The sequence below is a fragment of the Qipengyuania sp. Mu-71 genome, assembly GCF_036867055.1.
Lineage (GTDB): Bacteria > Pseudomonadota > Alphaproteobacteria > Sphingomonadales > Sphingomonadaceae > Qipengyuania > Qipengyuania profunda.
Genome location: NZ_JBAJHR010000001.1, coordinates 1,964,475 through 1,990,195, shown reverse-complemented (window position 1 = coordinate 1,990,195; position 25,721 = coordinate 1,964,475). Strand labels below are relative to the sequence as shown.

Genomic DNA, 25,721 nt, shown 5'->3' with positions numbered 1-25,721 from the left:
CATGACACAATCGGGGCGCGTAGGAAATCGTCGCCCTCGTTCACCCCATCCGTCGCCCCGGCCTCCGAGCCGGGGTCGGGCTGTTCTTCGTTGCGGGCACGAGGCCGAGCGAAGAAGCCTGACCCCGGATCAAGTCCGGGGTGACGAGAGAGTTAGGCGTGTTTTGTCAGCCAAGCCGCGCCAGGGCGGCTTCGAGCCGCGCGACTTCGGCGGTGTGGTGCGCATGGTCGGCGCGCGCCTTTTCGACCGCTTCGGGCTTGGCGCGTTCGACGAAATTCGCGTTCGACAGCCGGCCTTCGAGCGATTTGGCTTCCTTGGCCGAGGCCTCCAGCGCCTTCGACAGGCGGGTCTTCTCCGCCTCGATGTCGATCACGCCTTCGAGCGGAATGACAAGCGCATCCTCGCCCGCTGCAATCTGCATCGCCGCGCCAGCGGGCGCTTCGGCGAAGTGGATCGCGGTCAGGCGCGCGAGCCGTTCGATGGCCCCGGCATTGGCCTCGACCACCGATTTCGCCAGCGCGCTGGGCGCGGGGCAGAAGGCTTCCAGCTTGGCGCCGGGGGCAATGCCCAGCTCGTTCTTGGCGGTGCGGATCGCGCTGGTCAGCGCAATCAGCCAGTCGATCTCGGCCTTGGCCTCGGCATCCACCTCGGCCTGCGGATCGACCCACTTTGCAGTGATCAGCGGATAATCGGCGCGGTCGCCCTGCTTGGACCACAGTTCTTCGGTGATGAAGGGCATGAAGGGGTGCAGCATCACGAGGATCTGGTCGAGCGCCCAGCCGGCGACCGCCCTGGTTTCCTCGTCGAAATTGCCTTTGACCAGTTCGATATACCAGTCGCAGAATCGGTCCCACACGAAGTGATAGATCGTGTTTGCCGCCGCATCGAAACGCAGATCGGCCAGCGCTGCATCGAGCGCCTGCCTGGTCTGGACGACTTCGCCGATGATCCAGCGGTTGACCGCATGGGTGGCTGCGGGCGCGGCAATGCTGGTGCTCGCGCCGATGCCGTTCGACTGGCAGAAGCGCGTCGCGTTCCACAGCTTGGTGGCGAAGTTGCGGTATCCCTCGATCCGCTTGTCATCCATCTTGATGTCGCGGCCCTGGCTTTCCATCGCCGCCATGAAGAAGCGCAGCGCATCGGCGCCGTACTGGTCGATCAGCCCCAGCGGGTCGACGACATTGCCCTTCGACTTGGACATCTTCTGCCCATCCGCCGCGCGGACGAGGCCGTGCAGATACAGCTTGGGCCACGGGTTCTGCCCGGTGGAGTACTGCCCCATCATCATCATGCGGGCATCCCAGAAGAACAGGATGTCGAAGCCGGAGATGAGCAAATTGTTGGGATAGTGCTTGGCGACCAGGGTCGCCGCCCCCTCACCCTCCGCGCCTGTCGGCGCTCCTCCCTCTCCCGCAGGGGGAGAGGGATTCTCCGGCCAGCCAAGCGTGGCGAAGGGCCAGAGCGCGGAGGAGAACCACGTGTCGAGCACGTCTTCGTCGCGGGTCAGTGCGGCGCCTTCGCCTGCCTGCGCCTGCGCTTCCTCCTCGGTCAGTGCGACATAGGCCTTGCCTTCAGCATCGTACCACGCCGGGATCCGGTGCCCCCACCACAGCTGGCGGCTGACGCACCATGGCTGGATGTTTTCCATCCAGTTGAAGAAGGTCTTCTCCCAGCTCTTGGGGACGATCTCGACCTCGCCGTTCTTCACTGCCTCGATCGGCTTCACCGCCAGCTTCTCGGCATCGACATACCATTGGTCGGTCAGCCAGGGTTCGATCACCACGCCGCCGCGGTCGCCGAAAGGCGTCGCGATGGTGCGCGGTTCGGCATCGAGTTCCTGTTCCTCGCCCTTTTTTGTCTTGGCGATATGCGGGATCAGGTGGCCGCTGTCCTTGAGTCGCTGCACGGCCAGTTCGCGCGCGCCGTCGACCTCGTCACGCTTGAACCGGTGCAGGCCGAGGAATTCCTCGGGCACCAGATCGTCGGCGGTCTGGCAGACATTGGCTTCCCCATCGAGCATGTTGAGCATCTCGGCGGGCTTGAACCCGGCGCGCTTGCCGACTTCGAAATCGTTGAAATCGTGCCCGGGGGTGATCTTCACCGCGCCGCTGCCCAGTTCGGGATCGGCATGTTCGTCGGCCACGATCGGCACGCGGCGGCCGGTGATCGGCAGGACGACATGCTTGCCGACCACGCTCTTGTAGCGCTCGTCATCGGGATGCACCGCCAGCGCCATGTCGGCCAGCATGGTTTCGGGGCGCGTGGTCGCAACCTCGATATAGTCGCGTCCGTCGGCCAGCGTGACGCCGTCTTCAAGCGGATAGCGGAAGTGCCAGAAGCTGCCCTTCACATCCTGCGTTTCAACCTCGAGATCGCTGATCGCGGTCTTGAGCTTGGGGTCCCAGTTGACCAGCCGCTTGTCGCGGTAGATCAGCCCGTCGTTATAAAGATCGACGAAGGTCTTGGTCACCGCCGCGCTGAAATGCGGGTCCATGGTGAACTGTTCGCGTGACCAGTCCATCGAGCAGCCGAGGCGGCGCAGCTGGCGCGTGATCGTGCCGCCGCTTTCCTCTTTCCACTCCCACACCTTGGCCACGAAATCCTCGCGGCTGTAATTGGTGCGCTTGTCCTGCTTCGCCTCCAACTGGCGTTCGACGACCATCTGCGTGGCGATGCCCGCATGGTCGGTGCCCACCACCCACAGCGCGTCCTTGCCGCGCAGCCGTTCGTAACGGATCATGATGTCCTGCAGCGTATTGTCGAGCGCATGGCCGATATGCAGGCTGCCGGTGACGTTGGGCGGCGGATTGACGATCGTATAGGGCTGCGCATCGGGACGGTCGGGCCGGAACAGGCCCTGGTCTTCCCAATGCGCGTACCAGCGCTGCTCGATTTCGGCGGGGTCGAAGGTCGTGGGTAGCTCGGTGCTCATGCGACTGGCCTTTGCCAGCGCCCTTGGTGCGATGCAACGCTGCAGGTGAACTCGCGCGATAGCCGCTTGGCAAGTGGAGGATTTGCTCGCATACGACGCCGCAATGGGTGGTTTCGCCGAATACGAACTGATCGAGGATGATGACGGGGCTACGGTCCTCGTGCTCTCCGGGCCCTATCTGGTCTCGACCATTGGTGCGATCGACCAGGATTTGCGGGTCCTCGATGGCCCCATCGGCACCATCGACCTGTCTGCCATCAGCGAAATCGATACGGTCGGCGCATGGGTGGCCTGCAGCCTGTCGAAGACGCACGATGCCGAGATCGTCGGTGCGAGCGATCGCGCCAAGCGGCTGGTCGGCGCACTCGAGGGCATGAGCGTCGAGGAAGACATCACCGCGCCGCGCCTGCCCGTGTGGGAGCGCGTGCCGCAGGCGGTGGGCGACAAGCTGTTCAACGCCCGCCACGGTGCATACGGTGTGATCGGCTTTCTGGGCGCGCTGCTGATCTCCATCGGCAGCCTGATCCGCCATCCGCGCCGCTTCCGCGTGCTCGCGCTGGTCCGCCAGCTTGAACTGGTGGGGGTGTCGGCGCTCCCGATCATCGGCTTGATGAGCTTCCTGATCGGCGTCGTCATCGCGCAGCAGGGCGCGGTGCAATTGCAGCAATTCGGCGCCGAGACGCTGACGGTTAACCTCGTCGGGCGCATAACCTTGCGCGAACTGGGCGTGCTGATGACCGCGATCATGGTTGCGGGCCGGTCGGGCAGCGCCTTTGCCGCGCAGATCGGCACCATGCGGCTGACCGAGGAAGTCGACGCGATGCAGACCATCGGTATCTCGCCGATGGAGGCGCTGGTCGTTCCGCGCATCCTTGCCGCGGTGCTGATGATGCCGCTGCTCGGCTTCTATGCCTCCGGGGTTGCGATTATCGGCGGCGCGTTCGTCGGGCAGTTCATGCTGGGCATTCCGTTCTGGACCTTCCTCACGCGGATCCAGGACGTGGTCCCGATCTACGATTTGTGGGTCGGGCTGGTCAAAGCGCCGGTGTTCGGGCTGATCGTCGCGCTGGCGGGCTGCTATCACGGCATGCAGGTCAAGGGGAATTCGGAAGACGTCGGCCTTCGCACCACCATGGCGGTGGTGACGGGGATTTTCGCGGTGATCGTGATCGACGCCTTCTTCGCCGTGTTCTTTACCGAAATCGGGTGGGGCTGATGGCGCAGGACGAAACCGGGCGCGAACTGGGCCGCCATGAACGCTATCGCGGCGATTACCCGATCGTGGTCGAGGGGCTGACCAATGCCTTCGGCCCGCAGGTCGTTCATGAGAACCTCGATCTCAAGGTCAGGCGCGGGGAAATCCTCGGCGTGGTCGGCGGGTCGGGCACCGGCAAGAGCGTGCTGATGCGCTCGATCATCGGGCTGCAAAGGCCGACTGCGGGCGATATTCGCGTGTTCGGCAAGTCGATCATCGACACCGATCCCAATGTGAACATCGGCATCCGCAACCGTTGGGGCGTGTTGTTCCAGGGCGGGGCGCTGTTCTCGACGCTGACCGTGGGCGAGAATGTCGAAGTCCCGCTCAAGCAGTTCTACCCCGATATCGAACCCGACTTGCGCCACGAGATCGCGCGCTACAAGGTGGTGCTGTCGGGGCTTGCCGAAGAAGCGGTGGCCAAGTTTCCCTCCGAACTGTCGGGCGGGATGAAGAAACGCGCCGGGCTCGCCCGCGCGCTCGCGCTCGACCCCGAACTCCTGTTCCTCGACGAGCCGACCGCGGGGCTCGACCCGGTCGGTGCGGCGGCCTTCGACCGGCTGACGCTGGAGTTGAAGGAAACGCTCGGGCTGACCGTGTTCCTGATCACCCACGACCTCGATACGCTGCACGAAATCTGCGACCGCGTGGCGGTGCTGGCGGACAAGCAGGTGATCGCGGTCGACACCGTTCCCAATCTGATGGAGCTGGACCATCCGTGGATCCAGCAATATTTCAACGGGCCCCGCGGACGTGCGGCGCTGACCGCGCAGGCGCTCGACGAATTGCGCCAGCACATGGACAAACCGGTCGCCGCGCATGCGGTCAAAGCGTTGGACAAACCGCCTGCGGGCAAGGCATAGGGCGAAACCAATGGAAACGCGGGCAAATCACGTTTGGGTCGGTGCGGTAACGCTGCTGATCCTCGGCGCGCTCGCGCTGTTCATCGTCTGGCTCGCGCGCCTCGGCGGCGGGGCGCAGAACGAATACGACATCTTCTTCAAGCAGTCGGTCGCCGGTCTCGCCAATGGCAGCTCGGTCGATTTCGCCGGCGTGCCCGTGGGGCAGGTCAATGAAATCGTGCTGTGGGACAAGGACCCCGAATTCGTCCGCGTACGGATCAAGGTGAAGGAAAGCGTGCCCATCCTCGTCGGCACCACCGCAACGATCCAGGGCAGCTTCACCGGCGTTTCGACCATCACGCTCGATGGCGCGCGCAGCGGGGCGCCGCCGATTTCGTGCGAGACCACCGCCTGCACCGAAGGCGTGCCGATCATTCCGCCCACCACCGGCGGCGGGTTCGGCGCCGTGCTCGCCAGCGCGCCGCTGCTGCTCGAGCGGCTGGCCACGCTGACCGAGCGGCTGACCGTCCTGCTGAGCGACCGCAACCAGGAAGAAATCTCGCAGATCCTCGCCAACACGAATGCCGCCAGCGCGGGCTTTGCCGCTGCAGCGCCGCAGCTCGAACGTACGATGGCCGAACTGCAGGTGACCTTGCGCGAAGCGAGCGAGGCGCTCGACCAGTTCGAGAAGGTCACCGCCTCGACCGATCGCATCCTCAACCAGGAGGGCGAAGCGATCGCGCGCGACCTGCGCTCGACGCTTGAATCCGCCAGCGGCGCGGCCAAGGCGCTCGAAGACACGCTCAACGAAGCGCGCCCGGCCACCCGGCAGCTGACCGAAAGCACACTGCCCGCCGCCGAAGCCACGCTGCGCGATCTGCGCGCGACCAGCAAGGCGCTGCGCGATGTGACCGAGACGATCGACGAGAAGGGCGCGGGCGCGCTGCTTTCGAGCCAGCCGCTGCCCGACTACAAGCCGTAAGGGGCCAGAGCATGACACGCACCATCACACTTGCCGCCTTGGCCCCGGTCCTGCTGCTCGGTGGCTGCCTCAGCTTCGGCGGCGAAGCACCCGACAGCCTGCTGACGCTGACGCCCACCGCGACCGCACCCGCGGGCGCCGGCGATGCAGCCGCGCAGGGCACCGCGTTGGCCATGGTCGAATTCGAAGCGACCCGCGCGCTCGATGTCACCCGCGTGCCGGTGCAGGTTACCGATACGCAGCTCGCCTATCTGCAGGACGCCGTCTGGGTCGATCGGCCCGCGCGCCTGTTCGGGCAATTGGTCGCCGAAACGATCCGTTCGCGCACCGGCCGCGTGGTCATCGATGGCGCCGATCCGGGGGTCAACGCGACCGATCGCCTTCACGGCTCGCTGCGCGCCTTCGGCTATGACGCGCGCACACGCGAAGCCGTGGTGACCTTCGACGCGGTGCGCAACACCAATGACGCGGAGCCGATGACGCGCCGCTTCGAAGCGCGCGTCCCCGTTACCGCGCCCGAAACCGCCTTCGTCGGCCCGGCGCTCAACCGGGCGGCCAACGAGGTCGCCGGAGAAATCGCCGACTGGGTCGGCTAGGCCGGTTCAGGCGCGCACCAGCCGTACGAAGGCCATCGCCTTTAGAAACGCCTCCAGCCGCTTCGCGCGGCGCGCGGCGGCTTCTTCATCCGCGCCCCATTGCTCGATCTGCCAGTCTTCCTCGAGATTGGCGGCGGCCCACAGCGCTTCTCCGTCGGCATCGTCATCCAGCGCGGCAAGGCCGATGCACAAGGATGCGGCGAGCGCGGTCAATTGCTCCAGCGCGGCGAGTGTGAAGTCGTCGTGGGTTTCGATGCGCGCCTTGAGGGTCTCCATCGTTGCCGCCGGATGCGGGCGGGCGACGACGCCGCTGACGCGTTCGAGCGTCACACCCTCGCGCGCTTCCAGCGCATCGACCAGCGGGTCCCACACGTCGCGCTGGCGGTGCCACAGCGGCTCGTCCGGATCGGCGCGATAGCAGAGCGTGTCGGTTTCCGCATAGCGTAGCAGCTTGGCGGCTATCCCCGCGCGGTCGGTGGGCACGACATCGAGCGCATAATCCGCCATGTCGCGAAAGGCGAAGCGCGCGGGATCGATCGTCTCGCCCTGGCCCGCCCATTCGGCGGCCAGTTCCTCCGCCAGCGCCTGGGAGCTCACGACCTGGCTCCCGCCGCGCTGCGTCTTGACCGGGCGACCGTCGAGCGCGACGTGATAGCCCGCTGCACTCCGCTCGACACTGACGTTCTTGTAGAACCGCTTCACTCGCCGCTTCTCCAGCGCTTGGCGAGGAAGATCGGCAGGATGAACACGTCGACCGCGCCCAGCGCGAGGAAGATGTAGCCGACGAATTCGGGCAGCGGCAGGATCTGCCCCAGCACCAGTGCGCCGAGCACCGCCAGCGCCACGCCCGACAGGCGGACGGCCTGGATCGTCAGGAAGCGCGCCTTGGCCGGATCATGCTGGTCCACGGATCAAATCTCCCAATTGCTGTGCGGTTTCGGCGACGGCGCTGGCGCCCGTATCGAACAGTTCCTGCGGTTCGTGATAGCCCCACGACACACCGATCGCGCGCACGCCGGCGGCGACCGCCATTTCCATATCGAAACTGGTATCGCCGATCATTACCGCATCGGCCGGGGACACGCCTGCATCGTCCAGTGCGGCTTCCAGCATGGCGGGATGCGGCTTGGACGGATGGCGGTCGGCGGTCTGCAAGGATACGAACCGGTGCTTGATGCCATGCGTGTCGAGACAGGCGTGCAGCCCGCGGTCGCTCTTGCCCGTGGCGACGCCCAGCAGCCGCCCTTCGGCGTCGAGTTCGTCGATCAGCGCGGCGATGCCGTCGAACAGGGGCTCGCGCAGCGCACCCGACAGGCGCAGGTCGCGATAGCCCAGCTTATAGGCCTCGACCACCGCGTGACGCTGGTCGTCGCTGGCTTCGGGCGCCAGTTCGCGCAGCGCATAGGGCAGGCTGAGCCCGACGATCCGGCGCACCTTGTTGCGTTCGGGGGCGACCAGGCCCGCATTGGCGAAAGCGAGCTCCATCGTCTCGCAAATCGCCGCCTGCCCGTCGACGAGCGTGCCATCGCAATCGAATACGACGAAGCGGCTCATGCGGGCAGCTCGCGCATTGCCGCGGCGAGGTCGCGATTGCCCGCGCTTTCGAGCCCCGCAGCGATGGCCGCGCGAACGGGGGCGGGCTTGTCCTGCGACAGCTTGATCGTAGGGCGGTATTCCTCGACCGCGAGTTCGAAACCCGCGATCCCGGTGAACAGGCGCTGCCACACGGTTTCGCTGGCTTCGTCGGCGGACCAGCGGTCCGCGCCCAGCCGGTCTTCCTGCAACGCGATCAGGCGATGGAGGAAGGTTTCGAGTTCGTCGTCGGCCATGCGGCGTACCGTTCCGACCGCCTCGACCGCGACATAGTTCCATGTCGGGACCGTATCGCGGTTCGCGTACCAGCGCGGTGAGACATAGCCGCCGGGTCCGTCCACGGTGACCAGCGTGCTGGCCCCGTCCAGATGATCGAACAGCGCATTGGCTTTCGCCAGATGGAAGTGAATGCGGTTTTGCCCGCCCATGACAAGCGGGGTTCGCGCCGCGCGCGGACCGGCGGGGGTCTGCAGGAACACGGTCCCCACGCCGATTTGGGCAATCATCGCTTCGATGGCTGGCCGATCGTTACCGTGGTAGAGCGGGTTGGGATGCATCAGGCCTTGCCCCGGGGCTTCTTCGGCTTGGTCGGCGCTGCACCGCGCGCACGCCGCGGCGAGCGCTGCGACTTGCGATAGTTCTTCGCATGCTGGCGCGCCTGCTGCTTCTTTTCCTCGCGTGTCCTGGGCGGCGGATCGTCGCGCATGGGGGTGGCATCGGACAGGTTCACATCGAAGCCGAGCTGCTCCATCGAAGCGGCGAAATGTTCGGGCAGGTCCGCAGTCACGTCGAGTTTGCCGCCATCGGGACTGTCGATGATCAGCCGCCGCGCGTGGAGGTGCATCTTGCGGCTGATCGAGCCGGTCAGGAAGGCTTCCTTGCCGCCATATTTGCCGTCGCCGACGATCGGGTGGTCCATCGCCGCGCAATGCACGCGGAGCTGGTGCGTGCGCCCGGTCAGCGGCTGCAGTTCGAGCCAGGCGGCTTTCTTGCCCACTGCATCGACGACCCGGTACTTGGTCTTGGCCGGCTGGCCGCCCTCGTGGTCGACATGCATCTTCTCGCCGCCCGATCCGGGCTGCTTGGCAAGCGGCGCCTCGATCACGCCCTCTTTCACATCGGGTACGCCGATCACCAGCGCCCAGTAGATCTTCTTGGCGCTGCGGCCCGAGAAGCGTTTCGAGAAATAGGCCGCGCTGCCCGGGGTGCGCGCGACCAGCAGAACACCGCTGGTATCCTTGTCGAGCCGGTGGACCAGCCGCGGGCGCGGATCGTCTTCGCCTTCGACATAGGCGTCGAGCAGGCCGTCGACATGGTTGAACGTGTTGGTCCCGCCCTGCGTCGCAAGGCCTGGCGGTTTGTTGATCACCAGCGCGCTCTTGGTCTGCTCGATCAGCATGGCCTCGGCCTGTTCGATCTCGGCGGGCTTGAGCTCGCGCTTGGTCTTGGCCTGCTTGTGCGGCGCATCGCCGCCCGGGGGCACGCGGATCTGCTGTCCTTCGGCCAGCCGGTCGTCGGGCTTCACCCGCTTGCCGTCGACCCGGACCTGCCCGGTGCGCGCCCATTTGCTGACCGTGCCGAAGCCGACCTGCGGCAGGTGGCGCTTGAACCAGCGATCGACGCGAATCCCGTCATCGTCGGCGTCCACGGTGAAGCTGCGTACTTCGTCGGAGGTTTTCATCCTGCCATCCTCATCACGCCAAGCCCGACCATCAACCCGGTGATGCCCATGGCGAGCGACAGGATCGCGTAGAGCAGGGCGAAGAGATAATTGCCGCGTTCGAGCAGCATGACCATTTCGAGGCTGAACGCGCTGAAGGTGGTGAAGCCGCCGAGGAGGCCGACCCCCAGCAACAGGCGCAATTGTTCGCCGCCCCCGCCGCCGTGGCGCGCCAGCCATCCGGCGAGCAGGCCCATGGCGAGGCTACCTGCGGCATTGACCGCGAGCGTGGCGAAAGGAAAGGCGGTGACGATGGGCACGCCAAGCCAGCCGGTCATCGCGCGGCCGAGCTGCCAGCGCAGTACTGCGCCGAACCCGCCGCCGACAAAGACGTGCAGTGCGGCGACAAATGGAGTAAAGGTGGACATTGCCGCTGCCCTTAGCCGCCAATTGCGCGTTCGTCATCCCGATGCTGCAGCGAGCGAGTAATACTTGCTTTCAGTCGCGAGAATCCGTATGTGCGCCTCCGTTCGAGCCGGTCCGGAACGGATTCGGCGCGCTTTTCGTTGAACAAGCGAAACCCTATTCAAGGAGGCATACCCCGCTTTTGCGCGGGCTCTGGCCCGCAAAGTCGAGGTATTGAAGTTTATGCAGATCATGGTTCGCGATAACAATGTCGACCAGGCCCTCCGCGCGCTCAAGAAGAAGCTGCAGCGTGAAGGTGTGTATCGCGAAATGAAGCTGCGCCGCCACTACGAGAAGCCGAGCGAGAAGCGCGCCCGCGAAAAGGCCGCTGCCGTGCGCCGCGCGCGCAAGCTCGAGCGCAAGCGGATGGAGCGTGACGGCGTCAAATAAGCCGTTGATGCGATATCGAAGCTAAGCCATGAGGGCGCGGAGCAATCCGCGCCCTTTGCGTATCCGGAAGAATTACCCATGACCGAGATTACCCGCGTTCCCCTCCAGCCCGTCGCCAAGGGCTCGTTGACCAAGCTGTGGCTCGGGGTGATCCTCGCCGTCCTCATCGGCGCCGGTCTGGCCTGGGCCGCCATGCCCAAGGGGCTCGATGTCGAGACGGTGACCGCGGGTGCGGGCGATTCGCCCCAGGTCGGCGACGTGGTGTTCGTCAATTATGTCGGCAAGCTCGCCGACGGGACCGAATTCGACCGCTCGCAGCCGCTGCCGGTGCCGCCGGGCCTGTTCCCCGAAGGCAATCCGCTGCTGCTCGAAGAAGGCGCGATCATCGACGGCTTTATCGAGGGCCTGCAGCAGATGCAGAAGGGCGGCAGCTACGTGCTGACGATTCCCGCCGAACAGGCCTATGGCGCCGAACCGCCCCCGGGCTCGCCGATCCCGGCCAATGCCGATCTGGTGTTCGAGGTCGAAGTGGTCGATTTCATGAGCCGCGACGATTTCCAGGCCCGCGCCGCTGCCCTGCAGCAGATGATGGGCGAACAGGGCGCCGAAGGCCAGGCGGGGCCGCCACCGGGCCAGTAATCCAGCCACAAAGCCAGTAATCCAGCCACAAAGGGGAGGCGCATGAGTGAGATGACCCAGGCCCACGCGCCCGTCACCCATGCCGACTGGCCGCTGCGCCCGTGGCTTCTCGCGGCACTGCTCGGCATCGCCGGGCTCTGTGTCCATCTGTTCTCCGACTGGAATGCGGACAACATGCCGCCGTGGCGCGCCGCGCTGGTTGCCGCATTTGCCTTTGGTCCGCTGGCGCTTGCCTTCACCGTCGATCGCCTCCGCTGGAAGGAGCCGCTGGTCTTTGCCGGACTGGTCGCGCTGGTCATGGCGGGGATCGCCTGGCGCGTCACGGTCGCGGGTGACCGCTATGCCGACAAATCTTTCTGGCTTGCCGCGGGGCTGGTCGCGATCACGCTGGCCTTGCCGCTGTTCCAGGCGGGGTTCCACCGGCTGCGCTGGCGGACGGCCTATGACCAGACGCACTTCCATGTCTGGACCGATGCCATCAGCGGCGCCGGGGCGCTTGTCTTCACCGGTGTTTCTTGGCTGCTGGTGGTGCTGCTGGCGGCGCTGTTCTCGGCCATCGATATCGATATCGTCGAGAACGTGGTCGACGAACCATGGTTCGGCTGGACCTTCTCGGGTGCGGCATTTGGCGCCGCCTTGGGCGTGCTGCGCAACCAGTTGAAGATCATCGGCACGCTGCAATCGGTGGTGATGCTGGTGTTCTCGATCATCGCGGTGCCGCTGGCAGCCGCGCTGGCGATCTTCCTGCTGGCCGTGCTGGCGAGCGGCATAGCGGTGCTGTGGAATGCGACCGAAAGCCCCACGCCGCTGCTGCTGTCGGTGGCGGTGGTCGCCTTCGTGCTGGTCAATGCGGTGATTCGCAACGCCGATCACGAGGTCAGCGGCAACCGCGCGCTGCGCTGGGCTTCGCTGGTGCTGGCGCTGGCGATCCTCCCGCTGGCGCTGCTCGCGGCGATCTCGACCGGCACGCGGATCGGCGAATACGGGCTCAGCCCCGAACGGCTGTGGGGCATCGTCGCGGTGGCTGTCGCGGTGGCCTACGGCGTCGCCTATTTCGCCGCACCGATCCGCGGGCGCATGGCAGGGTGGATGGAGCGCGTACGCCGCGCGAACATGCATCTCGCGGTGGCGACCTGCGTGCTTGCCTTCATCCTCGCGCTGCCGCTGTTCGATTTCGGCGCAATCTCCGCGCGCAACCAGATCGCGCGGCTCGAAAGCGGAGAGGTTTCGGTCGACGAATTCGATTTCGACGCGCTGCGCTGGGATTTCGGCGATGCGGGGCGTGATGCTCTGGAGCGGCTGGCGAAGAGTGACGATGCCAAGGCGGCAGAGCTTGCCGCCAGTGCCCTCGCGCAGGAAGCTCGCACCTATCGGGATGTTGAGGGAGGCACCGAGCGCAACGAACGGCTCGCGAATTTGCGGATGCAGTTCGAGGACGAGACGCTGCGCCGCCACGTCGAAAGCCATGTCCGCGCCTCGCCGTGGCGCTGCGACAACCCCTGTGTGGCGCTGGATGCCGGGCCCGGCGACAATGGGCGGCGCCGCGTCGCCCTGGTCGAGGATGGGCGCATCGCGTGGGAAGAGTTCGATCTAGCCCAGCCGGCCGATCAGGCAGCGGTGACGGCAGTCCGCGAAGCCGCGATCAGGGCGGAGTTCGACGCGCCGGAACAGCGCGCGGGATCACAGGTCGAAATCCGCGAGTGGACTGGGCGGCGGGTCTATATCGACGGCCAGCCCGCGGGCGATCCTTTCGAATAGCATTGCACCGCAGCATCACGCTTGAAGCGCGGCCCCCGCGCGGCTAGTGCGCGAGCATGTCAGTCACACGCGAAGAAGTGGCCAAGATCGCCTCGCTCGCCCGCATCAAGATGGGCGATGACGAACTCGATACGATGGTCCCCGAACTCAACAATATCCTCGACTGGGTCGAACAGCTGGGCGAGGTCGATACCAGCGGCGTCGAGCCGATGACCGCGGTCATCCCGAACACGCTGCGCCTGCGCGACGATGTGGTCGATGCCGAACCCAAGACCGGCGGCGGGCGGCGCGAGGATGTGCTCGCCAATGCCCCCGCCGCCGAACACGGCTTCTTCGGCGTGCCCAAGGTGATCGAATGAAAAGCCACGCATTTTCATTCGATCATCCTGAACAGCGGCGAAGCCGCGCGTGTTTCAGGATCCAGGAACAGGAACGCAGCTCTTTTGAGGACGACACCGTGATTGTGGCGAAATGGACCCTGAAACAAGTTCAGGGTGACGAAGCATGACCGAACTGACCAAACTCGGCGTCAAGGAGATCCGCGATGGCGTGGCGGGCGGCAGTTTCACCGCGCGCGAAGTGGCGGAAGCCTTCAACGCCGCCGTGGCCGACGCCGCCGACCTCAACGCTTTCATCGTGACCACGCCCGACCATGCGCTGGCGGCGGCCGATGCGGCCGATGCCAAGCGCGCCAAGGGCGAGGATCTGGGCGCCATGGGCGGCGTGCCGATCGGCATGAAGGATTTGTTCGCCACCAAGGGCGTGCAGACCACCGCCGCGAGCCATATCCTCGAAGGCTTTACCCCGGAATACGAGAGCACTGTCTCGCAGAACCTGTGGGATGCGGGTGCGGGCATGCTGGGCAAGCTCAATCTCGACCAGTTCGCGATGGGTAGCTCGAACGAGACCAGCTATTTCGGCAACGTCAATTCGCCCTGGCGCAAGGAAGGCAGCAATGCCGCGATGAGCCCGGGCGGTTCGTCGGGCGGTTCGTCCAGCGCGGTCGCCGCGCGGATCGCGCCCGCTGCCACCGGCACCGACACCGGCGGTTCGATCCGCCAGCCCGCCGCCTTCACCGGTATCTGCGGGATCAAGCCGACCTATGGCCGTTGCAGCCGCTGGGGCGTGGTCGCCTTCGCCTCCAGCCTCGACCAGGCGGGCCCTATGGCACGCAGCGTCGAAGATTGCGCGATCATGCTCGAAGCCATGGCGGGCTTCGATCCCAAGGACGCGACCAGCCTCAAGCTGGACGTGCCGCAGTGGGAAGCGGGCCTGTCGGCAGACCTCAAGGGCAAGAAGATCGGTATCCCGAAGGAATACCGGATGGACGGCACCGACGAGGCCATTCTCAAGAGCTGGGAACATGGCAAGGAATGGCTGCGCGATGCGGGTGCCGAGATCGTCGATATCTCGCTGCCGCACACCAAATACGCGCTGCCCGCCTATTACATCGTCGCGCCCGCCGAGGCCTCGAGCAATCTCGCGCGCTATGACGGCGTGCGCTATGGGTTGCGCGACCTGCCTGACGGGGCGGGCCTGCAGGACATGTATGCCGCCACCCGCGCCGCCGGGTTCGGCGACGAGGTCAAGCGCCGTATCCTGATCGGCACCTATGTGCTGAGCGCCGGCTTCTACGACGCCTATTACACGCAGGCGCAGAAGATCCGCACGCTGGTGAGCCAGGACTTCGAGCAGGCGTTTGCGCAATGCGACGCGATCCTCGCGCCGACCACGCCGACGGCCAGCTTCCCGCTCGGCTCGCTCAATGAAGACCCGCTGACGATGTATCTCAACGACGTCTTCGCCGTGCCGGCATCGCTGGCCGGCCTGCCCGCGATGAGCGTACCCGCCATGGTCAATGACGACGGCCTGCCGCTCGGGCTGCAGATCGTGGGCAAGCCGTTCGACGAGCAGGGCGTGCTCAACACCGGCCTCGCGATCCAGCAGCGCGCCGGGTTCGACGCGCAGCCGGAGAAGTGGTGGTAATTTTCGTCATCCCAGCGAAAGCTGGGATCGCTGTCCGCCAGGTCGGACGTGACCGAGAAAGATCCCAGCTTTCGCTGGGATGACGTGAGAGTTGATATGAGCACTTACCGCATCCAGGGCGCCACGGGCGAATGGGAGGTCGTGATCGGCCTCGAGGTCCACGCGCAGGTCACTTCCAACGCCAAGCTGTTCAGCGGCGCGAGTACGGAATTCGGGGCCGAGCCGAACACGCAGGTCAGCCTTGTCGATGCGGCGATGCCGGGCATGCTGCCCGTGCCCAATCGCGAATGCATCCGTCAGGCGGTGCGCACCGGCATGGCGATCGAGGCGCAGATCAACAAATACAGCCGGTTCGACCGCAAGAACTACTTCTACGCCGATCTGCCGCAGGGCTATCAGATCAGCCAGCTTTACCACCCCATCGTGGGCGAGGGGCAGCTGCTGATCGAAGCGGATGAGAAGGCCGGCATACCCGAAGACAAGGTCATCGGCATCGAACGCATCCATGTCGAGCAGGATGCGGGCAAGCTGATGCACGACCAGCATCCGACGATGTCCTATGTCGATCTCAACCGCTGCGGTGTCGCACTGATGGAAATCGTGTCCATGCCGCATATGACCTCGCCCGCAGAGGCCGGCGCCTATGTCCGCAAGCTGCGCAGCATCCTGCGCTATGTCGGATCGTGCGACGGCAATATGGAGCAGGGTTCGATGCGCGCCGACGTCAATGTCTCGGTCCGCAAGGTCGGTGACAGCGAGCTCGGCACCCGCACCGAGACCAAGAACGTCAATTCGGTCCGCTTCGTCATGGCGGTGATCGAGCAGGAAGCACGCCGCCAGGTCGATCTGATCGAGGATGGCGGTACGGTGGTCCAGGAAACGCGGCTTTACGACCCTGACCGCAACGAAACCCGGTCGATGCGCAGCAAGGAAGATGCGCATGATTACCGGTACTTCCCCGATCCCGACCTGCTCCCGCTCGAGCTCGAAGACGGTTTCCTCGACGAATGCCGCGCGTCGCTGCCCGAGCTGCCCGACGCCAAGCGCACGCGCTACGAAAACGAGCTGGGCCTGACGCCCTACAATGCGCGCGAGCTGACCGCCGAGGTGGAAACCTTCGCGCGGTTCGAAACGCTGCTCAAGGTGGCGGCGGAGAAGATCGGCAAGAGCGAGGCCAAGGTCGCGACGCAGGTCGCCAATTGGGCGCTCTCGGTCGCCCCAGGCGTGGTCAAGTCGCTTGGCGACGAGGCCAATATGGCCAATGCCACCGCCGAAGCGCAGGCCAGTATCCTTGCGATGCAGGACAAGGGCGAGATTTCGGGCGGCCAGGCCAAGGAAATCTACGAAATCGTCCTCAAGGAAGGCGGCGCGCCCGAAAAGATCGCGGATGAGAAGGGCCTCAAGCAGGTCTCCGACACCGGCGCGATCGAAACCGCGATCGACGAAATCCTCGCCAATAACGAGGACAAGGTCGAACAGTACCGCGGCGGCAAGGACAAGCTGTTCGGCTTCTTCGTCGGCCAGACGATGAAGGCGATGCAGGGCAAGGCCAATCCCGCGGTGGTCAACCAGATCCTCAAGGACAAGCTAGGCTGAACGCCTGACCGGGCCGTTTCGGCGGCGCCGGTCGAGCCCAGATGAAGCTCGCCGAGCACGCGCTTGCTCCGCCGTCGGGGGGGGCCTAGCCTCTGCGCCATTGGCGCGTCCCCGCGCATCTGGAATGAGGACTGTATCCCGATGAGAAACACTGCCGTGTTCGCAGCGCTGATGGCCTGCGTCGCATCCGCCCCGCTGGCTGCCAAGGAGGGGATGTTCACCCCCGGCCAGCTACCCGAAATCGCTGACGATCTGCGCGCCATGGGGCTCGAGGTTTCGCCCGAGAAGCTGTCCGACCTCACCGGTTTCCCGATGGGCGCGATCGTCCAGTTGCAGGGCTGTTCGGCGAGCTTCGTTTCGCCCGAGGGGCTGGTGGTCACCAACCATCACTGCGCGCGCGGATCGGTGCAGTACAATTCGACCGCCGAGAACAATTATCTCGAGAACGGCTTCCTCGCGCAGGCGAAGGGCGACGAACTGCCCGCCGCGCCCGGATCGCGCGTCTATGTCACCACCGAAATCAGCGATGTCACCGCGCGGGTGCGCGACGGGATCGACACGCTTTCGCCGACCGAGCGCTATGACACGGTCGACCAGCGGGTGAAGGACATCACCGCCGAATGCGAGCAGGAAGCGGGCTATCGCTGCCTCGTCGCGGGCTTCTACGGCGGCAAGGAGTACACGCTGATCAAGCGGCTCGAGGTCAAGGATGTGCGGCTGGTCTACGCCCCCGCCGATGCGGTCGGTAAATATGGCGGCGATATCGATAACTGGATGTGGCCGCGCCATACCGGCGATTTCGCCTTCTATCGTGCCTATGTCGCGCCCGACGGATCGTCGGCCGAATATGCCGAGGACAATGTCCCCTACCGGCCCGAACACCATCTGAAGGTAAGCGCAGCCGGTCTCGATGACGGCGATTTCGTGATGGCCGCGGGCTATCCGGGGTCCACCCAGCGCTATGCGCGGTTGGGCGAAGTCGAGAACACCTTCGAATGGACCTATCCGACCTTCGTCACGCTGCTCAACGACTGGATCGACACGATCGAGGAGGCTGCGCCGGTCGGCTCCGACGCGCGCGTGAAATACGAATCGCGGCTCGCTGGGCTCAACAATTACGAGAAGAACCTGCGCGGGCAGATCGATGGCGCGCGCCGGGTGGGCCTCGTCGATCGCCGGCGCCAGCGCGAGGCTGCGCTCGATGCGTGGATCGCCGCCGATGCTGCGCGCAGCCCTTATGGCGAGGCGCTGGCTTCGCTCGACACGCTGACCGGGGAAAGCGCCACCGCGGCGCGGACCAATTTCTGGTATGGCAATGCCACGCGCGCGCAGCTGTTATCGGCTGCGCAGCGGCTCTACCGCCTTGCCAAGGAACGCGAGCTGCCCGATGCGCAGCGCGAAAGCGGCTACCAGGAGCGCGACATGGCGTTCTTCCGCCAGGGCCTGCAGGCGCTCGACCGGCGCTATGACGCGGCGGTCGACAAGGCCGAATGGTTGCTGTTCCTCGACGGCTATCTCGCGCAGCCGGAAGCCGAACGCGTGGCGGTGTTCGACGAGGCGCTGGGCCTGACGGGCGTCGATGATGCCAAGCAGCTCGATGCGATCGTGGATGGCTATTACGCGGGCACCACGCTGGACGAGAGCGAGACACGGCTTGCGCTGATGGAAGCGAGCGCCGCCGAGCTCGAGGCGAGCGATGATCCCTTCATGCAGCTGGCGGTCGCGCTCTACGATTACGAGCGCAAGCTCGAGGCCGAGAGCGAGCAGCGCGAAGGCCGCGCGCTGGCGCTGCGTCCCGCCTATATGGACGCGATCACGCAGTGGCAGCGCAGCCAGGGCGCGGCGACCTATCCTGATGCCAACAGCACGCTGCGCGTGACCTATGGCAAGGTGCTGGGCGGCAGCCCGCGCGACGGCATGGCCTATCTGCCGTTCACCACGCTCGAAGGCATCCTCGAAAAGGATACCGGCGAAGAGCCGTTCAACGCGCCCGAAGGCCAGCTCGCCAGCATCCGGGCGGGCGATTACGGCCCCTATGCGCTGGACAGCATCGGTTCGGTGCCCGTGAACTTCCTGTCGGACCTCGACAGCACCGGCGGCAACAGCGGCTCGGCCACGCTCAACGCGCGCGCCGAACTGGTCGGCCTGCTGTTCGACGGGACCTTCGAAAGCGTCAATTCGGACTGGGACTTCGACCCGCGCACCACGCGCACGATCCATGTGGACACGCGCTACATGCTGTGGGTGATGGACAAGGTCGACGGCGCCCACGGCCTGATCGAGGAAATGGACGTGGTCCGCTAGACCCCGTCCACCTCGCCGCAAATAGAAAGGGCCGCCGGATCGCTCCGGCGGCCCTTCTTGTTCGTATCTGGCGCACCCGCCACACAAGAAATCGCGATGACTTCGTAGAAAGTAACTGCGTCTGCCCCGTGGTATTGAGATTGACGCGTGGGTCCCTGCCAATACAGTATGGGGCTGATAAATTGGGGGCTCCATGAAAACCAAAACTATTTTCGCCTTTCTGGCTGCGGCCGCACTTTCTGCAACGCCGCTGTCTGCCGAGACGCTCGACAATGAAGCGATCGTGCAATTGGTAGATATCGGGCTCGGCGAAGAAGCGATCATTGCAAAGATCGATGCGACAGCCTCCCGCTTCGACGTGACGACCAATCAGCTTATCGGGCTGAAGAATGCCGGAGTGCCGTCTTCGGTCATTGCGGCAATGATCGCGAAATCGAATGCTCCGAGCGTTTCGAGCTCAGCGACCGTTTCGATGGACGATCCCGATCCCATGGTTCCGCATGCATCGGGCGTCTATTTGATGGCGGATTGGCTGCCCGATCCCAAGATGCAGTACATCGATGCGACGACTACCAACCAAACCAAAACCGGGGGGTTTCTGGGTTATGCGCTGACCGGCGGAATCGCTTCGATGAGCTTCAAGGCTGTGATCCCACAAAGATCGGCCCGAACCGCCGCGAGCGTGCTGCGACCGACCTTTTACTTCTATTTCGATGAAGCCAACAGCTCGCTATCCAACCGCGGTGGCGGGAACTTCTGGATGGCCGGTGCGGTAACTTCTCCCGCAGAGTTCAGCCTCGTCAAATTCGATGTGAAGAAGAACCGCCGCGAAGCGAAGGTGGGCAAGTTCAACATCGGCGGGGCCAAAGCCGGGGTCATGACGAAAGATCAAATCCCCTTCGATTACGAGCGGTTGGCTCCGGGCGTGTTCAGAGTGCAGCCGAACATCGATCTGGAGCCCGGTGAGTACGGATTTCTATATTCGTCGCAAACCGGTGGCGGGGCAGGCATGGCCAGCGTTGGCGCCCAGACCTCGCGGATCTTCGATTTTTCCATCACCGACTAACCCCGGCCAATGCGACAATAAAAAAGGGCCGCCGGATCGCTCCGGCGGCCCTTTGTGTTGGGTAGCTACGAGGCTTAGCCCTGACGTTCGCCGGTCAGCGGCATGTCGCCGAAAGCGCCCGCATTGACGGTGCCGGTCATCTGGTCGCCGGTCACCGTAGCGGTGCAGTTGAGGGTCATGGGCATCGGGACGGTCATGTCCATCTTCCACTTGAGGGTATCGCCTTCGATCGTGCCGTCGGTGATGTCCATCGAGCCCATGCCGCCGGCCATCGAGCCGGTGAAGCTGTTGCCATCGTCGCCCGGCACCACGGTCAGCGTGCCCTTCTGGTCGCCCATCGGGCTCTTTACGACGGTGTCATAGGTACCTGCTACGGACATGGGTATTCCTCTCTTCGCTTGAAGGTTCAAAGTCCCTTTTCAATCGGGCCTGCTGACAGGAATGTCAATTAGTCGGTTCCCGTCATTTCGATGCGTTCGACCGCGAGCCCGAGCTGTTCGAGCTGCGGTTCGACCACCGCCGCATCGCCCACCACGACCCAGACGAACCGGTCGGTATCGATCGCTGCGCGCGCCGCGGCATCGAGGCTGGCGGTGGTCTGCTTGCGGTAATGGTCGGCGATGATCTCGTAGTAATCGTCGGGCCGTCCATAGAGCGCATTGCTCTGCATCGCGCCGAGGATGGCGCCCGAGGTTTCGAACTGGCCGGGCAGTTCGCCGATCTCGGCGGTGACGATCCGGGTCAGCTCCTCGTCGGTCACGCCGCGCGTGTCGAGGAATTCGCCGGTCTCGCGGATCAGTTCGGCCAGCGCATCGCCGGTGCGGTCGGCCTGGACGGGCGCACGCACGGTATAGGCGACCGCATTCTCATTGGTCAGCGGGGCGCCGCGCACACCGTAGCTCCAGCCCTTGGTCTCGCGCAGGTTCATGTTGAGTCGGGCGAGGAAATTGCCGCCCAGCGCATTGTTGGCGTTGAGGAAGTCGACATAGGTCTCGCCGCGCGGATCGACCGAGGTCAGCTGGCCGCCATAGATGTAGCTTTGCGGCGAATTGGGCCGGTTGACCAGCACGATGCGGCTTTCGGAAGGCGCTGCGGGGGCCGAGCCAAAGCTCTTTGCGCCCTTCGCCATCGCGGGTGCTTCCCAATCGCCCAGTACGGCCTCGAGCGAGGTGACGATCTCGTCCAGCGGACGGTCCGAAACGACGAAGATTTCGCCATTGTCGGGCCGGATCCAGCGGTCCTTGAAGCCGGTGATGTCGCCGCGGGTGATCGCCGAGAGCGATTCCACCGTGCCGCTTTCGGGTCCGGCATAGGGGCTGTCCGCGCCATAGATCAGCGGGGCGGCGGTGCGCTGCGCGATCGAGGCCGGGGTGCGCAGTTCCTGTTCAACGCTGGTGATCCGCTGCGCGCGGACGCGGTCGATCTCGGACTGCGCGAAGGCCGGGTTGCGGACGATGTCGGACAGGAGTTCGAGCGAAGGCACGAGATTGGCCGATAGCGCGGACAGCGTGAAGCTCGACCGGTCGGCACCACCGCCCAGCGAGATATTTGCGCCCAGCCGTTCGCTGGTCTCGGCGATCTCGCGCGAGCTCATGCTGGTGGTGCCTTCCTCGAACAGGCCGAGCGCGAGGCTTTCAAGCCCGCGCTTGTCCGCAGGGTCGGCACTGCTGCCCGCGTTGAAGGAGAGCGTCACATAGGTCGCGGGGATCGCGTCGCGCTGCGCGTAATGCAGCGTCATGCCGTTCGCCAGCGTGGTGTGCTGCACCTCGGGGAAGTCGAGCTGCGCGATCGAGTCGATCGGCGGGGCGGGACGGTCCTTGGTCACGGTCAGCTCTTGGGCCGCACCCTCGTCCGCCTGCGCGTCGGTTTCAGCGACACTGGCCGCTTCTTCATAAGCGTCGCCGCGTTCACCGGGTTCGAGGATCAATGTCATCGAGGGGCGGGTCATCCAGCGCTGCATCGCCGCCTGGACTTCACCCGGGGTCAGCGTGGCGAGGATTTCGAACTCGCGGGCATAGAAACCCGGATCGCCAGCCAGCACTTCGCCCGATGCCAGGGTCACGGCCTTGCCGCCGAACCCGCCGACCTGTTCGAGGCCGCGGATCGTACTGGCGACCGAGCTGGTCGCCGCGCGGCGGACCTCGTCTTCGGTCGGGCCTTCGGCGATGAACTCGGCAATCAGCGCGTCGAGACGGCGCTCGACCTCGGCCTCGTCAACGCCGGGACGGGCAGTGGCGGCGACATTCAGGATGCCGACGCGCTGCCAGGCGTAGTTTCCGGCCGAAACGCTCACCGCCAGCTGCTCGTCGCGCACCAGCGCGTTGTCGAGGCGGCTCGACGACAACCCGCCGAGGATCCGCGCGCCCACGGTCAGTGCCGTGAGTTCGCGATCGGTGATGCCCGGCGCGGTCCAGTATTTGTCGATGCTGACCGCAGCGACCTGGTCGCGCATTACCGTGCGGACGTCTTCGGCAAGCTCGGGGACGGCGGCTTCGGCGGGGTTGTTGACCGGGCCACGCGCGATCGGACCGAAGTATTTTTCGACCAGCGGGCGGGCTTCTGCGGGCGAGATGTCGCCGGCCAGCACCACGGTGGCGTTGTTGGGACCATATTTGTCGCGAAACCAGTCGCGCACATCGTCCATGCTCGCGCTGTCGAGGTCGGCCATCGAGCCGATCGGCGTGTGGTCATACGGATGCGGCGCGGGGAACAGCGTGTTGACGATCTCGTAGAACACCAGCCCGCCGGGCTGGTTGTCGCCCTGGCGCTTTTCGTTCTGCACCACGCCGCGCTGGTTATCGAGCTTCTGCTGCGTGACCGCGCCGAGCAGATAGCCCATGCGGTCGCTTTCCAGCCACAGCGCGCGTTCGAGCGCGGGGCGCGGCACGGTCTGGAAATAGTTGGTGCGGTCGAAATTGGTCGTGCCGTTGTAATCGGTCGCGCCCATTTCCTGCAGATACTGGAAATAGTCCTGCGGGGCGTTCTCGCTGCCGTTGAACATCAAATGCTCGAACAGATGCGCAAAGCCCGACTTGCCCTTGGGCTCGTCCTTCGAACCGACATTGTACCACACTGCCACCGCGACGATCGGGGCCTTGCGGTCGGTATGGACGATCACGTCGAGCCCGTTGTCGAGCGTGAATTTCTCGAAGGGGATGTCGACCTGTTCGACCAGCGCAGCGAGTTCTGCCGGGGCGGCATCGGCCGTTGCCACGACGGGCGCGGTTTCCGGCGCGCTGGCGGTCATGGCGGGCGCGCAGGCCCCGAGGGTGAGGGCCAGCACGCTGGCGGTCAGGAGGGGCTTGATACGCATGATACCTCGATGGTGTGTTCGAAATCCGGGTTTGGGTGATGCTAACGCGTCAGCGACGATTGGTCACGGTCTTGCGCGATTTCGCATTGGCCAGCACATCTTCGCGCCAGAAATGCACCGGCTTCAAGCGATGCTTGACGAACAGCGCAGCCTGATCGGTGTAATGCGGGGAATCGGGCCGCGTGGTGGCGGCGCCAAACGGCTGGATCGAACGCGAGGAAACACGCTCGCCGGGCAGCCATTCGACCCACTGGATGAAGCTGTCACCGTGCCGCACCGACAGGCGGCCGTCGTCATCGACATCCCACAGCGTCGAGGCGCGCAGCGTGTCCGACCCGCCATCGAGCGGCAGATCGACCTGGCCCTGCCGCAGGCGCAGCAAGTCGCCCATCGGCGGGTCGATGCGCCCGAAATGGGTGTTGAGATGCGCGACCTGCTTGGCCAGCTCGGCCCGGGCATTGGGCCACGGCTTGTTCTGGTAGCTGGACGACATGAACTCGCGGATCATCAACAGCGCCAGCGCATCGGCTTCGCCGATGCTGTCGGCGGTGAAGTCCCAGCCCATCAGCATGTCGCGTGCCTGCGCCAATTCTCCATCGTCCGACAGGTCGAGCGCTTCGAGTTCGTCCCACAGCTTCGCGACATACCCACTGCGGTCGTAGCCCGTGTCGTATTTGATCGCCTCGAGCGTGGCGCGGTCGAGCTGCCCCGCCTCGCTCAGCAATTTCCACGCACGGCGCGAGCGGTTGGTTTGCTTGAGTTCGATGCCGAGTTCGGGAGCGAAGTCGTCAGGCGAAAGATCGCTCCCGGCGCCCGCGGCGGTATAGGGCGTGTTGTTGGCGTTGTAGAGCCAGCCACTGGCCGGGTTCACATAACGCGGCAGTTCCTGATAGGCGACCGGACCGGACCAGATGGCCCGCGGATCGTCGCCCGGCAGCACCGTGCGCCAGTCATATCCCTTCGCGCGGTCGGGGATGGCGGCGTTGTAGACATAGGCGATGTTGCCTGCCTCGTCGCCATAGATGAAATTGGTCGAAGGGATGTCCATCCGCGCGAGGATTCGCTCGAATTCCGCAAGGCTGGTCGCCTTGTTGAGCCGGTAATAGGCATCGAGCTGGCCGAGATTGCCGATCCCGCCATAACGCACCGCGAAGAAGCCCTCGTCGTTCTTGATCACCGGGCCATGGACGCTGCGATAGACCGTGCGGCGGATCGGCAGGGTGACCGGGCCGAGCTTGACGGGCAGGGTGACCGTTCGCGCTTCGAGCTCGCGCCACTGGTCGCCGATGCGGTATTGCGTCTCGTCCTCGTTCATCTCGAGCCGGTAGATATCGGTCATGTCGGGCGTGTTGACCGTATTGGTCCAGCCGAGATGTTCGTTATGGCCGAGGAAGGGGAACGGGCTGCCGGGGAAATTCGCCCCCGCATAATGCCAGCCTTCCTCGCTTTCGACGACCAGTTCGTACCACGCCACGCCGCCGCGCCAGGGCTGGTGGCTGTTCGACACCAGGATCGTCGGGCCGCCCGATTTCTCGGGCGTGACTGCAAATGCGTTGGACCCGGCCAGCGCGGCCTCTTCTCCCCTGGGGAGCGGCCCGGCGCGGGCCAGGTCGGGGCCGGGTGCGGCCTCCGTGCGGATGACTTCGGCAGGTTCGATGGCCGGGGCTGCCCCGCCGGTATCACGCGGGATCGCGGGGCCGTATTCGGGCAGCAGCGGCTCGCCCGACACCAGCGGCTCGATAATCCCGCCCAGGCCGAAGAAGAACGGCTGGCGCAGCGCGAAACCCGCAGCCACATCGACGCCGTCGACGGGGAAGAGGTTGCCCAGCTTCACTTCGCGGGGATGCGATTCGGCGAAATCGTTGAGGCCGACGGCATAGGCATCGAACAGCGCGCGTGTGTCTGCGGGGAGCAGCGGATATTCGCGCTCTGCCGTGCCGCGCGCGTCGAGCAGGTGATACGCATAGTCGAATGCCGCGCCCTCCTCGCCCGCGATCGCGCCATAGCGCCCGCGGCTCATCGCGATCACATCCTGCAGGGTGGAGAAATCATCCTCCGAATGCGCGATGGCCACGCCATAGGCGACATCGGCATCGGTGGCGGCGTAGATATGCGGCACACCGAATTCGTCGCGACTGATTTCGGCGGTGTAGGTCCGGTCGGGCAGGGCGACATCGCCGCGCTTGGCCCAGAAGGGTTCCCACGTCGCCAGCGCGATGAATGCAACCAGCACGAGCAGAAGCAGCGCAAAACCAATGCGCCCCAGCGATTTCCTCATAGATTTCCGTCCTCTCTTGCAACCCGATTAGCGAGCGCAGCGGGGTGACGCAATGCGATTGGGCAA

At 65.2% G+C, this 25,721-nt stretch carries 23 protein-coding genes; 13 read left to right on the top strand and 10 right to left on the bottom strand.

Annotated features, from left to right (window positions below; genetic code table 11):
- Positions 1–166 precede the first annotated feature (166 nt).
- A complete protein-coding gene (locus tag V6B15_RS09830; RefSeq protein ID WP_334201000.1) occupies positions 167–2,932 on the bottom strand; it encodes a valine--tRNA ligase in 2,766 nt (921 codons plus the stop codon).
- Positions 2,933–3,035: 103 nt separating this feature from the next.
- On the opposite strand from V6B15_RS09830, the gene V6B15_RS09825 reads away from it, so the two are divergent.
- From V6B15_RS09825 to V6B15_RS09810, 4 genes are read left to right on the top strand one after another with little or no spacing between them, the layout of a single operon-like run.
- Complete coding sequence (locus V6B15_RS09825) at positions 3,036–4,148, top strand: MlaE family ABC transporter permease (RefSeq protein ID WP_253518585.1); 1,113 nt, start codon at positions 3,036–3,038, stop codon at positions 4,146–4,148.
- A complete protein-coding gene (locus V6B15_RS09820) occupies positions 4,148–5,050 on the top strand; it encodes an ABC transporter ATP-binding protein (protein WP_334200999.1) in 903 nt (300 codons plus the stop codon). Before V6B15_RS09825 ends, V6B15_RS09820 begins: the two co-directional genes overlap by 1 nt.
- Before the next feature lie 10 nt (positions 5,051–5,060).
- Positions 5,061–6,011: an MlaD family protein gene (locus tag V6B15_RS09815; RefSeq protein ID WP_253518579.1), complete on the top strand. Its 951-nt coding sequence runs from the start codon at positions 5,061–5,063 to the stop codon at positions 6,009–6,011.
- Positions 6,012–6,022: 11 nt separating this feature from the next.
- Complete coding sequence (locus V6B15_RS09810; RefSeq protein ID WP_334200998.1) at positions 6,023–6,607, top strand: ABC-type transport auxiliary lipoprotein family protein; 585 nt, start codon at positions 6,023–6,025, stop codon at positions 6,605–6,607.
- Between the two features lie 6 nt (positions 6,608–6,613).
- On the opposite strand, the gene V6B15_RS09805 is transcribed toward V6B15_RS09810, so the two are convergent.
- Genes V6B15_RS09805 through crcB form a run of 6 tightly spaced genes read right to left on the bottom strand, consistent with a single transcriptional unit; the run spans position 6,614 to position 10,288 of the window.
- On the bottom strand, positions 6,614–7,309 hold the full coding sequence (locus tag V6B15_RS09805; RefSeq protein WP_334200997.1) for an ATP12 family chaperone protein: 696 nt from the start codon (positions 7,307–7,309) through the stop codon (positions 6,614–6,616).
- Positions 7,306–7,515: a hypothetical protein gene (locus tag V6B15_RS09800; protein ID WP_320180766.1), complete on the bottom strand. Its 210-nt coding sequence runs from the start codon at positions 7,513–7,515 to the stop codon at positions 7,306–7,308. Before V6B15_RS09800 ends, V6B15_RS09805 begins: the two co-directional genes overlap by 4 nt.
- Positions 7,502–8,161: an HAD-IA family hydrolase gene (locus tag V6B15_RS09795; protein WP_334200996.1), complete on the bottom strand. Its 660-nt coding sequence runs from the start codon at positions 8,159–8,161 to the stop codon at positions 7,502–7,504. Before V6B15_RS09795 ends, V6B15_RS09800 begins: the two co-directional genes overlap by 14 nt.
- Positions 8,158–8,757 carry an FMN-binding negative transcriptional regulator gene (locus V6B15_RS09790; protein WP_334200995.1) on the bottom strand — a complete coding sequence of 200 codons (600 nt, stop codon included), beginning with the start codon at positions 8,755–8,757 and terminating at the stop codon, positions 8,158–8,160. Before V6B15_RS09790 ends, V6B15_RS09795 begins: the two co-directional genes overlap by 4 nt.
- Positions 8,757–9,881, bottom strand: coding sequence for an RluA family pseudouridine synthase (locus V6B15_RS09785; RefSeq protein ID WP_320180763.1), 1,125 nt, complete (start codon positions 9,879–9,881; stop codon positions 8,757–8,759). The genes V6B15_RS09790 and V6B15_RS09785 overlap by 1 nt, the downstream gene beginning before the upstream one ends.
- On the bottom strand, positions 9,878–10,288 hold the full coding sequence (gene crcB / locus V6B15_RS09780) for a fluoride efflux transporter CrcB (protein WP_334200994.1): 411 nt from the start codon (positions 10,286–10,288) through the stop codon (positions 9,878–9,880). The genes V6B15_RS09785 and crcB overlap by 4 nt, the downstream gene beginning before the upstream one ends.
- A 220-nt stretch (positions 10,289–10,508) precedes the next feature.
- Between crcB and rpsU the strand changes: the two genes are divergently transcribed.
- The 9 genes from rpsU to V6B15_RS09735 all read left to right on the top strand — a co-directional run bounded on the left by rpsU (position 10,509) and on the right by V6B15_RS09735 (position 20,064).
- On the top strand, positions 10,509–10,715 hold the full coding sequence (rpsU, locus tag V6B15_RS09775) for a 30S ribosomal protein S21 (protein WP_007011585.1): 207 nt from the start codon (positions 10,509–10,511) through the stop codon (positions 10,713–10,715).
- A 78-nt stretch (positions 10,716–10,793) separates the two neighbouring features.
- Positions 10,794–11,354 carry an FKBP-type peptidyl-prolyl cis-trans isomerase gene (locus tag V6B15_RS09770; RefSeq protein WP_334200993.1) on the top strand — a complete coding sequence of 187 codons (561 nt, stop codon included), beginning with the start codon at positions 10,794–10,796 and terminating at the stop codon, positions 11,352–11,354.
- A gap of 42 nt (positions 11,355–11,396) precedes the next feature.
- Positions 11,397–13,112, top strand: a complete 1,716-nt coding sequence (locus tag V6B15_RS09765) for a DUF4153 domain-containing protein (protein WP_334200992.1) — start codon at positions 11,397–11,399, stop codon at positions 13,110–13,112.
- 56 nt (positions 13,113–13,168) lie between these two features.
- A complete protein-coding gene (gene gatC, locus V6B15_RS09760) occupies positions 13,169–13,471 on the top strand; it encodes an Asp-tRNA(Asn)/Glu-tRNA(Gln) amidotransferase subunit GatC (RefSeq protein ID WP_334200991.1) in 303 nt (100 codons plus the stop codon).
- Entirely contained in the window at positions 13,468–13,620 is a 153-nt protein-coding gene (locus tag V6B15_RS09755; protein WP_334200990.1) for a hypothetical protein, read from the top strand. Before gatC ends, V6B15_RS09755 begins: the two co-directional genes overlap by 4 nt.
- The gene (gatA, locus tag V6B15_RS09750) at positions 13,617–15,098 is read left to right on the top strand and encodes an Asp-tRNA(Asn)/Glu-tRNA(Gln) amidotransferase subunit GatA (protein WP_334200989.1); all 1,482 of its coding nucleotides are present in this window, start codon (positions 13,617–13,619) and stop codon (positions 15,096–15,098) included. The genes V6B15_RS09755 and gatA overlap by 4 nt, the downstream gene beginning before the upstream one ends.
- A gap of 96 nt (positions 15,099–15,194) precedes the next feature.
- Positions 15,195–16,694: an Asp-tRNA(Asn)/Glu-tRNA(Gln) amidotransferase subunit GatB gene (gene gatB, locus V6B15_RS09745; protein WP_334200988.1), complete on the top strand. Its 1,500-nt coding sequence runs from the start codon at positions 15,195–15,197 to the stop codon at positions 16,692–16,694.
- Positions 16,695–16,835: 141 nt separating this feature from the next.
- On the top strand, positions 16,836–18,998 hold the full coding sequence (locus V6B15_RS09740) for a S46 family peptidase (RefSeq protein WP_334200987.1): 2,163 nt from the start codon (positions 16,836–16,838) through the stop codon (positions 18,996–18,998).
- A 193-nt stretch (positions 18,999–19,191) separates the two neighbouring features.
- On the top strand, positions 19,192–20,064 hold the full coding sequence (locus V6B15_RS09735; RefSeq protein WP_334200986.1) for a hypothetical protein: 873 nt from the start codon (positions 19,192–19,194) through the stop codon (positions 20,062–20,064).
- A gap of 74 nt (positions 20,065–20,138) precedes the next feature.
- On the opposite strand, the gene V6B15_RS09730 is transcribed toward V6B15_RS09735, so the two are convergent.
- The 3 genes from V6B15_RS09730 to V6B15_RS09720 form a co-directional block, all read right to left on the bottom strand.
- Positions 20,139–20,444 (bottom strand): hypothetical protein, encoded by a 306-nt coding sequence (locus V6B15_RS09730; RefSeq protein WP_320180755.1) that lies wholly within the window; start codon positions 20,442–20,444, stop codon positions 20,139–20,141.
- Positions 20,445–20,512: 68 nt separating this feature from the next.
- Entirely contained in the window at positions 20,513–23,377 is a 2,865-nt protein-coding gene (locus V6B15_RS09725; RefSeq protein WP_334200985.1) for a M16 family metallopeptidase, read from the bottom strand.
- A 49-nt stretch (positions 23,378–23,426) separates the two neighbouring features.
- Positions 23,427–25,655, bottom strand: a complete 2,229-nt coding sequence (locus V6B15_RS09720) for an acylase (RefSeq protein ID WP_334200984.1) — start codon at positions 25,653–25,655, stop codon at positions 23,427–23,429.
- Positions 25,656–25,721: the final 66 nt, after the last annotated feature.

Bases quoted from the DNA above. Each gene is read 5' to 3' on its own strand.
- V6B15_RS09830 (WP_334201000.1), bottom strand. From the start codon at position 2,932: ATGAGCACCGAGCTACCCACGACCTTCGACCCCGCCGAAATCGAGCAG.
- V6B15_RS09825 (WP_253518585.1), top strand. From the start codon at position 3,036: ATGGGTGGTTTCGCCGAATACGAACTGATCGAGGATGATGACGGGGCT.
- V6B15_RS09820 (WP_334200999.1), top strand. From the start codon at position 4,148: ATGGCGCAGGACGAAACCGGGCGCGAACTGGGCCGCCATGAACGCTAT.
- V6B15_RS09815 (WP_253518579.1), top strand. From the start codon at position 5,061: ATGGAAACGCGGGCAAATCACGTTTGGGTCGGTGCGGTAACGCTGCTG.
- V6B15_RS09810 (WP_334200998.1), top strand. From the start codon at position 6,023: ATGACACGCACCATCACACTTGCCGCCTTGGCCCCGGTCCTGCTGCTC.
- V6B15_RS09795 (WP_334200996.1), bottom strand. From the start codon at position 8,161: ATGAGCCGCTTCGTCGTATTCGATTGCGATGGCACGCTCGTCGACGGG.
- V6B15_RS09790 (WP_334200995.1), bottom strand. From the start codon at position 8,757: ATGCATCCCAACCCGCTCTACCACGGTAACGATCGGCCAGCCATCGAA.
- V6B15_RS09785 (WP_320180763.1), bottom strand. From the start codon at position 9,881: ATGAAAACCTCCGACGAAGTACGCAGCTTCACCGTGGACGCCGACGAT.
- crcB (WP_334200994.1), bottom strand. From the start codon at position 10,288: ATGTCCACCTTTACTCCATTTGTCGCCGCACTGCACGTCTTTGTCGGC.
- rpsU (WP_007011585.1), top strand. From the start codon at position 10,509: ATGCAGATCATGGTTCGCGATAACAATGTCGACCAGGCCCTCCGCGCG.
- V6B15_RS09770 (WP_334200993.1), top strand. From the start codon at position 10,794: ATGACCGAGATTACCCGCGTTCCCCTCCAGCCCGTCGCCAAGGGCTCG.
- V6B15_RS09765 (WP_334200992.1), top strand. From the start codon at position 11,397: ATGAGTGAGATGACCCAGGCCCACGCGCCCGTCACCCATGCCGACTGG.
- gatC (WP_334200991.1), top strand. From the start codon at position 13,169: ATGTCAGTCACACGCGAAGAAGTGGCCAAGATCGCCTCGCTCGCCCGC.
- V6B15_RS09755 (WP_334200990.1), top strand. From the start codon at position 13,468: ATGAAAAGCCACGCATTTTCATTCGATCATCCTGAACAGCGGCGAAGC.
- gatA (WP_334200989.1), top strand. From the start codon at position 13,617: ATGACCGAACTGACCAAACTCGGCGTCAAGGAGATCCGCGATGGCGTG.
- gatB (WP_334200988.1), top strand. From the start codon at position 15,195: ATGAGCACTTACCGCATCCAGGGCGCCACGGGCGAATGGGAGGTCGTG.
- V6B15_RS09740 (WP_334200987.1), top strand. From the start codon at position 16,836: ATGAGAAACACTGCCGTGTTCGCAGCGCTGATGGCCTGCGTCGCATCC.
- V6B15_RS09735 (WP_334200986.1), top strand. From the start codon at position 19,192: ATGAAAACCAAAACTATTTTCGCCTTTCTGGCTGCGGCCGCACTTTCT.
- V6B15_RS09730 (WP_320180755.1), bottom strand. From the start codon at position 20,444: ATGTCCGTAGCAGGTACCTATGACACCGTCGTAAAGAGCCCGATGGGC.
- V6B15_RS09725 (WP_334200985.1), bottom strand. From the start codon at position 23,377: ATGCGTATCAAGCCCCTCCTGACCGCCAGCGTGCTGGCCCTCACCCTC.
- V6B15_RS09720 (WP_334200984.1), bottom strand. From the start codon at position 25,655: ATGAGGAAATCGCTGGGGCGCATTGGTTTTGCGCTGCTTCTGCTCGTG.